11 protein-coding genes are annotated in these 11,178 nt (G+C 58.3%); 4 read left to right on the forward strand and 7 right to left on the reverse strand.

The annotated features are described in order from the left end of the window. Window positions 1–196, reverse strand: a 196-nt coding sequence (locus tag J6525_RS44750; protein ID WP_225645485.1) for a transposase, incomplete at its 3' end; no start/stop codon positions are given. 285 nt (window positions 197–481) lie between these two features. Next, window positions 482–1,549 (reverse strand): hypothetical protein, encoded by a 1,068-nt coding sequence (locus tag J6525_RS44755; RefSeq protein ID WP_225649411.1) that lies wholly within the window; start codon window positions 1,547–1,549, stop codon window positions 482–484. 645 nt (window positions 1,550–2,194) lie between these two features. On the opposite strand from J6525_RS44755, the gene J6525_RS48000 reads away from it, so the two are divergent. Together J6525_RS48000 and J6525_RS44760 are read left to right on the forward strand one after the other, a co-directional pair. Continuing rightward, the gene (locus J6525_RS48000; RefSeq protein WP_512699766.1) at window positions 2,195–2,452 is read left to right on the forward strand and encodes a Y16D family protein; all 258 of its coding nucleotides are present in this window, start codon (window positions 2,195–2,197) and stop codon (window positions 2,450–2,452) included. Window positions 2,453–3,854: 1,402 nt separating this feature from the next. Next, the gene (locus J6525_RS44760; protein WP_225649412.1) at window positions 3,855–5,855 is read left to right on the forward strand and encodes a prolyl oligopeptidase family serine peptidase; all 2,001 of its coding nucleotides are present in this window, start codon (window positions 3,855–3,857) and stop codon (window positions 5,853–5,855) included. Between the two features lie 12 nt (window positions 5,856–5,867). Here the strand turns inward: J6525_RS44760 and J6525_RS44765 are convergent, their stop codons facing one another. The 5 genes from J6525_RS44765 to J6525_RS44790 form a co-directional block, all read right to left on the reverse strand. Beyond that, window positions 5,868–6,632, reverse strand: a complete 765-nt coding sequence (locus tag J6525_RS44765; RefSeq protein WP_225649413.1) for an SAM-dependent methyltransferase — start codon at window positions 6,630–6,632, stop codon at window positions 5,868–5,870. 54 nt (window positions 6,633–6,686) lie between these two features. Further along, window positions 6,687–6,929, reverse strand: coding sequence for a hypothetical protein (locus J6525_RS44770; RefSeq protein WP_225649414.1), 243 nt, complete (start codon window positions 6,927–6,929; stop codon window positions 6,687–6,689). 106 nt (window positions 6,930–7,035) lie between these two features. After that, window positions 7,036–7,998: a TauD/TfdA family dioxygenase gene (locus J6525_RS44775; protein WP_225649415.1), complete on the reverse strand. Its 963-nt coding sequence runs from the start codon at window positions 7,996–7,998 to the stop codon at window positions 7,036–7,038. Next, window positions 7,995–8,885: an SAM-dependent methyltransferase gene (locus J6525_RS44780; protein ID WP_225649416.1), complete on the reverse strand. Its 891-nt coding sequence runs from the start codon at window positions 8,883–8,885 to the stop codon at window positions 7,995–7,997. The genes J6525_RS44775 and J6525_RS44780 overlap by 4 nt, the downstream gene beginning before the upstream one ends. A 792-nt stretch (window positions 8,886–9,677) precedes the next feature. Then, on the reverse strand, window positions 9,678–9,872 hold the full coding sequence (locus J6525_RS44790) for a hypothetical protein (protein ID WP_225649418.1): 195 nt from the start codon (window positions 9,870–9,872) through the stop codon (window positions 9,678–9,680). A 439-nt stretch (window positions 9,873–10,311) separates the two neighbouring features. Between J6525_RS44790 and J6525_RS44795 the strand changes: the two genes are divergently transcribed. Both J6525_RS44795 and J6525_RS44800 read left to right on the forward strand, forming a co-directional pair. Further along, window positions 10,312–10,518, forward strand: a complete 207-nt coding sequence (locus tag J6525_RS44795) for a hypothetical protein (protein ID WP_225649419.1) — start codon at window positions 10,312–10,314, stop codon at window positions 10,516–10,518. 444 nt (window positions 10,519–10,962) lie between these two features. Then, a partial coding sequence (locus J6525_RS44800) for a transposase (protein ID WP_225648926.1) occupies window positions 10,963–11,178 on the forward strand: 216 nt, incomplete at its 3' end.

Here is an 11,178-nt window from a genome sequence, read left to right on the forward strand (position 1 = left end):
CCTTCTCATCCGACCAGGCGCCGCTGCCGACGAAATGCAGCAGCGATTGATGCTGGGCCGCCGTCCGCTCCGGAGCCGTCACCGCCGCCATCGGCTCCACGCTCTTGCGACCGCCACAGGCCATCAGGCCGACGCAATAGTCGCGCAGCGGCGCCTTCCGATCAGCATCACCGATGACACTGGCAAGCCCTTCCAAATATGCCGCAAATCGCTTCTCGCTCGTCTTGGTGCCTCACCCGCTCATGTCGGCCTCATCGGCTAATGGTCCACGCTGCAACCATCGCTGATTCTGGCCGGCGGTTTTGTGACTCAGTCAGACTAGGGGCCCTTACAAACACCCTAGCCCCCCTGACGCCGCCTCTATGCCTCCGTTCTAGGGACAGGGAAGCGGAAAATCCAATCCGCTCAGAGCATTGCTCCGTTTGCTCTCCGCAGCATTCCCCGCACGACCTCCCTCTGCTTTCGCCTCTGTCGATCTTCTTCAGATCGCCGGACGTGCCTCTCGGCTCCGCATCGGATCGCACTCCTTGTGAGAGAGAAACATACTAAGGCTTCGGCTGCGACAGGCGGGCCTTCTGCCCCTGAAGCGTGAACCGAATGAGGGATATGTCCGCGCGAGTGAGAGCCCGCGCCACGTCTGCGGGGATGGCTTCGCCATCCGGCAGACCAAGGGTCTGCAATCGCTACTCTGGGTATCGTCGTGAACCACGATTTGCCCGATTGCCGTGTAGAGTGACTGCCGCTCGCAGCTCGACTTCACCTCATAGATTTCGCGCAAGACGCCGCCGGCATGGACCCCGAGGTCAACATAGCCATCCTTGAAAATAGTCTTGTTGCTGCGAAGCTTGCGCTCTCGCCAGTCATGCACCGCGCGAACGATATCCCCATGTCGGGATATATACTCGATCTCCTCAAGGCGACGTCTCCGCTTCTTGCCCGAGAATTCATCGAAGTACGTTCCGAAACGCCGCTGTGCGGCGAGCGCCCGCGGCGTCGTGGTTTCTCCTCTCGCTGCGGCTTCCTTGAAGTCGATCGCCAGTTGTACGAAGCGCGCAACGTCGACAGCTGTGCTGCTCGCATCAACCGGCGCGACGACCACTGCGGGACGGATATCGTCTCCGCCTGCCACCGGAACGAGCTTTGAATTCGACCACGCGAGAAATGGAATGCGGCCAACGCTCTTTCGGCCGCCACCGACTCCGCCGTCGTGCATGAGGTAGACGGCACCCGTCTCGGCATCCCTGGCGAAGAAACCCGACACGCGCTTGTCGTTCGACCATGGCACGTTGAGTTCGACGGCAGCGTCAAGATCTCCGCTCTCTCGATATTCTCCAAACGGGTACCAACGGTGGGGGATCGAAACCTCCTTGGGACCGAGCGGAAGTGACCCATACCAGTATCGGCCATTGTGATGGACGGTGATGCGCCGGCTATCCGGACGCCAGACCACGATGCGCGTTTCCCGGCCCTGCCACGACTTCTGAAGCCGCGCCTCCAGCTTCTCCTGCGCATAGATTTTTTCTATCGCCGTATCGATCAGGTTCAACATGCACCCTCTCCTACATTACGCGATATCGGATGGCCTTTTTGGTTTTCTTGCACCGGGAGCATACGTCTATGCGTCGATCAAGCCCGGCGGCTTTAGCAAGTCCATTGGTCGTGTGATTTGCATGTTGACGGACGGACAGCTTGAGGTCCTCTGTAATGCAGTCATCGCAGGTTGCTGCTGGCGCGCGACGCCTGACGAGATTACTAACGTCCTCCAAAACGGTCACAGCCAATCAGCCTTTCCGCGCGGCATATAACTAGCGCTGTATCAGCCCCATTAGGATGGCTTTGGCGCGCATCGAGACGTCCATGTAGTGCTGCGCGGCCTTGATAGACCTATACCGCCCCGGATCATTTTGAGCGATGTTGGGATCAGACGACATGCGCCGCAGCCGCCGCCATGCCTGTATGTAGGCGCGGAAGGATGGCCGGCTCTATCCTATCGGTCAGCTGAAGCTTTCTCGCCATGATTGTGAGAGCCTAGCGCAACTCGCCGGGACAATGGAAGGCGGCTCCGTGATCCTACGGGAGCCATAGGGTGGTGCCCGGGACTTTGCTCGGTACAATCTCAGCACCGCGCAGCTTGACACGCCAATTCATCCGTATAAGTGGCGGCCTAAAGCAAAACGGCCTGGCTATGGGTATCATGAACTCTCGCTCTACTGAAGTAATTATCTGCGCTGCTGTTCGTGCCTCCGATGGAAAGGTCGTCAGAGGCTATCGGCACAATGATGCTATACGCGCGCTTCAAGGGATGTCCGGGTACGAGGACGAGAAGCCCGCCGGAGATGATCAGGGATTCGTTACCTCAACAAACAGGTTCGTGAACCGACGCGACGCCTATCGGATGCATTTTCCTGACAACGAGGAGCTCGATGAGCTTCGCAGCGACGACCTTTATTGAAACTCTGCGCACGTGCGCAGCCAGAGACTGACATGAAACTGGGAGTGAACACATGAGGATCGGCGTCCGACGCGAGACAAGCTCACTGGTCACACCTTTACTAGCCCTCTGTTTGCTTTGTATCGGCCCAGTCGCATCCGCTCAGCCCGTCAAACGTGCGATCGATACCGAACTGAAGGCGGCTTATTGTCTCGGCGTGGCCCGGTCTCAGTTGAAAATGGCTCAAAGCGACCCGGCGGCTGCACTCGCCGCTGACGCTGTTGCTGAACGAGCGAAGCGTCTCCTAGACTATCTCGGGGCAAAAGGGATTGGGCGCGAAACTGAAGGTATTACGACGGCGATCAGCCGCGGCACATACGATTTTGGGAGATGTCAGTATGACGCAAATCAGCCTTCGGTGAACAAATGCGAGCGCGCCTGTCCGAAGATAACTGATTTGCCGACACGCGTGCAAATACCAAGGCGCTCGAATGCGTGTCCAAATGTAGCAAAGCGTCTGAATCGTGCAAACGCACCAAGGGGTGCCTTGAGGACTTCCTACCGTTCTAGCGCTCGCGGCTGAACCTCGATCATAAGTCCGCCGCGATCTCAGTATCAGATGGCTATTGTTCTTTTGGGTGCCGATGAGCACCGCAGTGATTTGCACGCACAAAGGATTTGAACATGAACGATACAGCATATTTTGAAGCCTACGACCGGCAGGACCGTTGGTGCGGTACAGCAACCCTAGCGGCGATCAGGAAGGCCGACTTAGAACCCGATCTCCAGCAAATCATGTACGGCCCCAAGAGAGTCGGAGGTGTTGACGGCTGGGCTTGTAGGGCCATTGAGCGCGGCTAAGGCTGTTGCACTGAGCCAGAACAACAACGAGCGTCTCACAGTATTCCTCCGGGAGTTGGAGCGAAATGTCCGAGCGTTGCGATTGCACCGCCCGAGGTGTCGCCGCCTGCGGGCCGTATCTGACCGACCGAAACGCCCTGCCGCTATGATCGCGCTGGAAGCCGCGGCAGAGACTATAACTCCATCCTCTGATCCGAGGCGTGCGACGGCAAGCTCGACGGTGAGAGGAGCGGTGCAGCGCCAATTAGTCATATCCAGCAGATCGTTGAAGCATGCGGTTGGAAGAAGCGGTTGATTCCTACCTGGTGGGCGACTGCCGCCGTTACCGTGGTGAATATTGAAATTTGACACACAAACGTAGAAGTTCAGTCGCTCACGCGCAGGTACCTCCACTGGGCTGAACGCAGCAAGTCCGAGCGTTGTCTCAAGCAAGCCACGCAAGAGCGAGGGGCTATTCTCGCCGATCCGTCCCTTCGCCAGGGTGGATTTATTAGGCCCCTTGACTGTGCTCGCAGCGCGTCTACAGTTCGTGGTAGGTACGCATGCAGACGGGCTTCGAGTTATGGCCCAGCGAAGTGGGCACAAGAGCGCCGACGATTTTTCCTGGATGCGCGACGTCTCCGACCCGCGTTTTCTTCTCTTCCTCCAGGAAGAGAACGCGCGTCTTGCGGCGGCCATGGCTCCGGCGCGCGCCATTGAGCAAGAAATCTTCGAGGAGATCGCTTCTCGATCCCCGCGTTCGGACGAGACCGTACCCTACAGATATGGGGAGTACGAGTATCGCTTTGTCTACCCCGAAGACGCGGAATATCCCCGCTTCGAGCGTGCGCATTCCCGCACCCCAGAGACCCGCGAAACGATTCTCGACTACGCCGCTTTCGCAGCCTCGCACGCATCGTGCGACATCCAAGTTTGCGTGGATCGGCGCTCCAGTCTGCTCGCATTTGCCATCGATGTCACCGGCGAGCGGCTGTATACGATTCGCTTCAAGGATCTCACTACGGGCGCCGTCCTACCGCAGGCGATCAGCGGCGCGTCCGGAAATATGGTCTTGTCGAAGGACGGGGACGTTTTGTTCTATACCGAACTCGACTCCCAGACTTTGCGCTGGCGGCGGGTAAAGCGCTATCGGATCGGTGAGGCTCCGGAGAGCGCCGAGACAGTCTATGATGAGACAGATGAGGCTTTTTCGTGCTCCATTTATCCTGCGAAAGGGGATGATTTCGTCTTCATACGCAGCAGTTCGGGCGATGAGGACGAGGTCCGTTTTGTGCCGGGGGATGACATCCTTGGGCCGGCGCGTATCGTTACGCCGCGCCGGCCAAAATGCGAATATGAGGTTCAATTCGATGGCGTTGCCTTCGTTATCCGCACGAATGATGATGCCCCCGATTTTCGCTTGATGCGCGCCTCGCGCGACGTTGAGGAAACCCATGCTTGGCGTCCATTTTGGGCGCCCGATCCTGGATCCTATCTTGAGGATTTCGAGGTGCTGCAAGGCACCGTTGCTGTGACTGAGCGCGTTGACGGCGCGATGCGCGGACGGATCATTCCGATCGGAAGCGAAATCGAAAGGGCATTCCCGCCTTCGCGCGAGCCTGCCTCGATCGCTTTCAAGGACAATGTTGAGCTCGATGCCAGAGCCATCCGATTTGAATGGGCAACCTATACCGATTTTCCCCGTATCAGTGAAATCGATCTCGTCTCGGGAGAGACCAGAGTGCTCAAGCACGAGAAAGCGGCGGGAAACTTCGACCAAAACGACTACGTTGCGGAGGAGCATCGCGTCGACCGTCCAGACGGCGCGCGCGTTCCGCTGACCATCCTGTCTCGCAAGAGCGACTGTGGACAGCCAGGCCCCACCCTCGTCTACGGTTACGGCGCCTATGGCTTCAGCATCGACCCGTATCTCTGGCTGCCGCGCTTCAGCTTGATTGATCGCGGATTTCGAATCGCGATCGCGCATGTGCGTGGTGGCGGTGAACTCGGCCGCGTCTGGCACGAAGCGGGCCGCCGGCGGACCAAGACCACGAGCATCGCCGATTTTATCGCCTGCGCCGAATACACGCGAGAGATCGGACTCGCTTCGAGCATCTACGCCATGGGCGAGAGCGCCGGCGGCGTGCTCGTCGGCGGGGCTCTAAATGCGCGGCCAGATTTATTTCGTGCGGCTGTTACCATCGCGCCGTTTGTCGACTTGCTCAACTCACTTTCCGATCCGACGATTCCGCTCACTACAACAGACTACGACGAGTGGGGCGATCCGAATGACCCCATAGACCGCCGCTGCATTCTTTCGTACGCGCCCTATGAGAAACTCCAGCCTCAACCTTATCCGCACGTGCTCGCGCTCGCGCGCCTGCATGACACGCAGGTAGCAGTCTGGGAGCCGGCTAAGTGGATAGCACGCATGCGAACGATGTCGACCGGCAGCGGCATGCAGTTTCTAAAGACTGAGTTCGACACAGGACACATGGGCCGTTCGGGCCGGTATGAGCAGTTCCGAGACATCGCGACGGCTTACGCTTTCTTGATCGGCATTGAACGCAGCCTGATCGGCTGAAGGCGGTCGCGCTCACGCGATGCCAAAGCGCGCAAGATGCTCTCTATTCACCAAGCCCTCGCGGAGTGGCGGGACGTAGAGCGTGGCGAGGCCAAGATCGTGCTCGGGCAAGTCGCGTAGCGGCGTCTCAAGAATTTTCGGCGATGACACCGAGAACAGCGCGGCTTGATACACGATCACCGGATGATCGGCGCCATAAGACCTCTCCAACACCTCGGTAAGGATGCATACATTCTTCTTCGGCTGGCGATTACGCGAGAAGGTTGAAAGGCCGATGCAGCCAACTTGCCAGAGAACGAGCATGCTCGTTACGTCCGGCTCATAGCCGCGCATGAGGAAGTCCGTCGCCTCGAAGGATTGGCAGCCGTATTCGGCAGGGTCGATAAGAACATCCGAAACGAGACAATCTTGGGCTGAGATACCCGGCAGCATACGCGCCTGATAACCTTCCGCCCGAGCCGTCCGAATGCAGCGATGCGCAACGTCGACAAAGATACCCGGATGACCTTCGAATGAGACGCAGACCTTCAGACCCGAGCGCACGTACGAGAGAATCACCCCCGCCATCGCATTGTACGTCAGCATCCGATCTTTTCCCTCTTCGTAAAGCACGTCGAGGCACTCCGCTGACTTCGCGTTGCGCACCACCCAATCGATTGTGAGCGGCTCGCCGGCTCCATAGAGCACTTTGTCGGCAAGCCGGATCGCGGCGGCCGCTTCCGTAGTCATATGAGCGAGAGATTTAATCCCGCTTCCAACCACAGTTAAGCAACCCATCAGTCGGCACTCCCTTAGAGAAGGCGCGCGACGGCGTTCGCCGTCGCGCCAAGGTCAAACTCCGAAGCGAATGCGGATATTGCGTATGCGAATTACGCGGAAAGCTGCCTGCGCAGCGTCCTGAGCGCCGAGCTGACGCATGATCCGCTCCTCGTCACCACTCTTGACAACCTCCTTCTCCTCACTAGTGAGGCCAGCAGCATCCATAGCAGCCTCTGGATCGTTCTCGAATTCGGTGAGCTTATTAGAATCGTCGTTGAGTCCGCGCAAAAACTCGTAAAGCTTCGACTCTGCCATGTTGGCTCTCCCGCATGATCAATCTTGAGCAGAGAAGTATGCCCTGCAACAAAGTCGCTTCAACTACCATATCTGGTAACAATACAAGTTGGCTGGCAAGCGTGAGCTAAATCAACCAGAGACGGAGATGATGGCGCGGAGTACATGGCACCTGCTTATTGCGGTATGCGCCCCGGCCATGCAGGACCACGCCGTTGTCGATCAAGAGCACGTCACCTGGAGAGAGCATAAGCTCGGCGACTAGCCCGGGTTCGGCAAGAACCATTTCCAAAGCTCCAACCGCCTCGCGCTGTCGCTGATCGAGGCGCGCGTGAGCGATCTGGTGATAAAGATAGCGCAACCGAGTGCCGTCAGGATCGGAGCCGACGATCGCTACAGCGTCGACCGCATCGTCACTAGCGTCAATCTGACGCTTCACGTCAAAAGGGACGGGGCGCCGCAGGTCCTCGACCAGATTGGGGCCGATCTTCGCGACACGTGCGAGCAGCGTCGCCGCACTAGCAAGCCGTACCGCGCCACCTTCCTCGGCGGCGCGGAAGCAGAGGAAAGCGAGGCGGCGCGGTGGGGTACGGCCGAAGGCATAATCGGTATGGCAGGGCAGGTTGTTCCAGCGGCGTCCGAGCGCAATTTGGTCGTCGCTGTGCATGCGACCGGACGTGTCCGAATCGACGATGTCGCAGAGGTAGGATCCTGACGCGTCCTGCGGGCACAAGCGCCCAAACCTCTTCGAAAGCATGATGTGGAGCAAGCGCGCAGCGCGAAAGGAAAGGGCCTCGACGGGGATGCGGCTGAGCAGCGCGAAACCGGGTCCATGCGCCAGCGCCTGTTCAACTCTCGTGAAGAAAGCCGCATGCGCATCCTCGGCGTCAAGCACGAGATCGGAGCGAACGATCGCTGCCCAGTCCAAGGCGGAGACCTTTGCCAGAGGCGCGGGATCGAGGAGAGGTAAGGGAATCTCAAATCGCCAAATCTCCGGACGAGCGCTGATAAGGGCGTCCCATAGGGCGCCCTCGGAGAAACTGCAACCCTTCTGCTTCACGCAGCCAGGAGCCGCCCGCTCGCTGGTCACAGGTGCGGCTCCGGCTCGACCGTGTTGCCCACGACGATCAGGAAACGCGGATCGACACCCCAGGGCGGCATGTGCGTATCCCTTTCAAGTTCGTCGGCAGATATGCCGAGGCGGCGCGCCATATCGAGGTCGACTGACGGCTCTGCCGCCGGTGGGATGAACAGCGTCCCGGCGGTTCTGTAGCGCCGCAGTGTCTCGTGCAGTTCGCCGATTTTTACCGGCCACACCTTCGAGCGGCCGATCGGCAGGACGGGCGCATGGTAGAGATACGCAAGGTGACCAGCGTCATAATAGCGTAGCAGGCTCTCGACGAGGAGCGGCACATGCGCGCCGCTGTAGCCCTCGCTCTGATAGCTGGCCTCGCCGACGCAATCGACCTGCCATAGAATAACGGCGCAGCTCGGATCAAGCCTGTGGCCGAAGACGAGCCACTCGCTCGCCTCAAAGGACAGGCAGCCGTGCTCAGCCGGATCGATGCCGAGGTCAGCATAAAGGCAGGCCTCCGCAGAGATGGCTGGCTGCATGAAGGCGCGATAGCCCTCGCGCCGGGCGCGCTTGACGGCCTCATGTGACGGCGAAACAAAGACGCCCGGATGGCCATAGAACGCCGCCGCGACCGTCTTGCCTTGGCGAACCGGCTTGAGCATACTCTCAACCATCTCCTCATAGGTGGCGCGCCGATCCTTGCCATCCGCGTAGAAGCGCGAGAGATCTTCAGCGTCCGGGCGCAGCTCAAGCAGCCAGTCACGGGTTAATGGCTCGGAGACGCAGAACATGATTACGTCGGAACTCTTGATCCGCGTGATCGCCTCTCGGGTCAACTGCCGTCCTCCTTGAATCCCGGTTCCGATGATAGCCAGGACGCCAAGTTTGGTTGGTGCAGACATGATCGGCGCTCCGATGTAGACAGCTGTCGCCGTGTGAACAGGAAAGACTAAAAGCTCCGAGGCGCCACTGCGATTTCAACTCGAAGCACCGCGATCGCCATCGTGGCCTCCCCTCAGGAGTTTGGGCGCCCCCCTACCGCGGGCTGCGCGAATTGAACTACGCCTCGATCCGTTTGATTGTTTTTGGCTATACTGGTGCCAGATTGTGTCCCCGAAACGATCCGCGAGGCACCTACCAGAATTGGTCGGACGCCGGGAGAAATGGACAACTTCGGGCACTCGCGTCTGCAATTACGCAAGAGAAGAGCATCAACGACCGATCTATGATTTGGCAGTCTATTAGCGGGTACATTTCCGCTATGAAGAAGACACAACCAGAATCTCTTAGCGCCCCGCCGCCCCGAGCAAGTGATGAGCGAGTTTGTTGGGCAGCTTGCCAACGCCGTTGATTTTCGTCCTCTAGCCGATAGCTTCCGAGCTCATGTCGCGCACCACGTTCTCTTTCAATCTCATTGCCGCCCGAAATGCTCGCCGAGTAGGAAGGGGTGCGAGCGCAAGGACATCGGACGCGCTCGGAATTGATACGAGAGGCACTGCGCGTATATTTCAACAGGGCAGTCAATCGCGAATACAATTCACCTTGAAATCACCTGGATGTTATAGGCTCACGACCATGGCAAACAGCATGATCGTCTCACAGAGAGTTCGCTGGGCCCCCTTGATGGTCGCCCGGCAGGCATCCGCGTATTAGACGAGAACGACGCTGAGGTTGACTTCATAGCGTGGCCTGACTTAGAGCGCGAACTCAACCAGCGACTGATGCCGCAACTTTTCTCCTATGCGCCAGCTTTCAGATTCGAGATGCGCGATCACCACGGCAAAACGGATTGGCTCGTGCAGCTTGTCGATGACCAGGGCAATCGGTTTTGCGATGTGTGGTTTGGCGTCAATCCAGACGATGGCTGGGCCTTTGATGGATTGGTGCATTTCGGAGACCCCGATGCCGATCCGCACGTTTGGCAAAGTTACCGACGCTACTCAGATGGCACCTATCGGCGGCTGCCTTCATTCGCATCCAGCCTCGATCAGTTCAGGCAAGTAACTAAGGGTCCATGATAATCGGCCCCATGCTATACTTCCAGTATGGCTAAGAAGGAGTCCGATTTCGACAAGCTTGCTCGACTTATCAAAGAAGAAGGTGAGGATATTCGAACAGAGATTCGTAATGAGATCGGTCGACTGGAGAAGAAAGTCGACGCTCGACGAAGCAATGAAATGACGCAAGCACATCTTCTGGTGCTTTGGCTTTGAGCCGCAGCTCTATCGCGGCGCTCGACACTCGGTTGGAACGAGTAGAGCTCGGCTCGAGCAAGTGGAGGTTCGGCTCGAGCGAGTGGAAGTTCGGTTGGAACGCGTAGAAGGCCGGATGGACAAGGTGGAAGAGAAACTGGTTCGCATCGACGAACGGCTCCTAAACATCGAGCAAGAACTCAGAATCTTTCGTACCGATCTTGATATCTTGAGAACGAAAGTCGAGAATATCGAAGGCTATCGTTTGGAGATCGACCATGCGCTCGAGCGCATCGCCGTTATCGAAAAGCATCTAGGGATCCGAAGCAAACTGGCTGCCTAGCACAGGCTGGGCAACTGGCCCTCGTGTGGCATAATAACAGTCTATATGGTTCGCACACCATTTCCGTATCATGCGGTGATGCCTCCCACCGGCGGCCAAGTCTCGCCCGAACAACTCGAAGAACTCCGCCGCCTATACAAAGAGGCCTCAGGAGAAGAGATCACCACTGCTGAAGCGACCGATATGGCTCATCGTCTCCTCGCGCTCTATAGAATCCTCTCGCGGCCTTTGCCGAGCGAGACCGGACAGCCTCCTCCTTCGCCACCGCCCCAAGGCGCTCCGAAGCATAATGATGGTATTGACCAAATACGCCGTGTTTAGCGTAAGCGCGGATTTCTCCGCACCTTTTGCTTTTGAGAGCTCTAGGTGGTGTGGACTCTAAGGATTCCCTTTTAGGAGCAAATCAGATTCAAGGCTGCTTTTGGGGAGGCCGCCTTGGGTGTGATGGACCGTTTGGTATTGAGCGACGCGGCGTGGGAGCGGATGGCGCCGTTGATCATAGGGCGGCCCGATCAGAAGGGCTCGACCGGGCGCGACAACCGAATGTTCGTTGAAGGAGTGCTGTGGATCGTGCGTACAGGGTCTCCCTGGCGCGATCTCCCGGAGGTCTTCGGCGATTGGAACAGCGTGTTCCGGCGCTTCAGCCGATGGAGCATCAAG

Source organism: Bradyrhizobium australafricanum, assembly GCF_020329495.1.
In the GTDB taxonomy this organism is placed as follows: domain Bacteria; phylum Pseudomonadota; class Alphaproteobacteria; order Rhizobiales; family Xanthobacteraceae; genus Bradyrhizobium; species Bradyrhizobium australafricanum.

What these genes read in the sequence shown, in the direction of transcription:
- J6525_RS44755 (WP_225649411.1), bottom strand. Translation starts at nt 1,549, where the DNA reads ATGTTGAACCTGATCGATACGGCGATAGAAAAAATCTATGCGCAGGAG.
- J6525_RS44795 (WP_225649419.1), top strand. Translation starts at nt 10,312, where the DNA reads ATGGACAAGGTGGAAGAGAAACTGGTTCGCATCGACGAACGGCTCCTA.
- J6525_RS44770 (WP_225649414.1), bottom strand. Translation starts at nt 6,929, where the DNA reads ATGGCAGAGTCGAAGCTTTACGAGTTTTTGCGCGGACTCAACGACGAT.
- J6525_RS44765 (WP_225649413.1), bottom strand. Translation starts at nt 6,632, where the DNA reads ATGGGTTGCTTAACTGTGGTTGGAAGCGGGATTAAATCTCTCGCTCAT.
- J6525_RS44780 (WP_225649416.1), bottom strand. Translation starts at nt 8,885, where the DNA reads ATGTCTGCACCAACCAAACTTGGCGTCCTGGCTATCATCGGAACCGGG.
- J6525_RS44760 (WP_225649412.1), top strand. Translation starts at nt 3,855, where the DNA reads ATGGCCCAGCGAAGTGGGCACAAGAGCGCCGACGATTTTTCCTGGATG.
- J6525_RS48000 (WP_512699766.1), top strand. Translation starts at nt 2,195, where the DNA reads ATGAACTCTCGCTCTACTGAAGTAATTATCTGCGCTGCTGTTCGTGCC.
- J6525_RS44790 (WP_225649418.1), bottom strand. Translation starts at nt 9,872, where the DNA reads ATGCACCAATCCATCAAAGGCCCAGCCATCGTCTGGATTGACGCCAAA.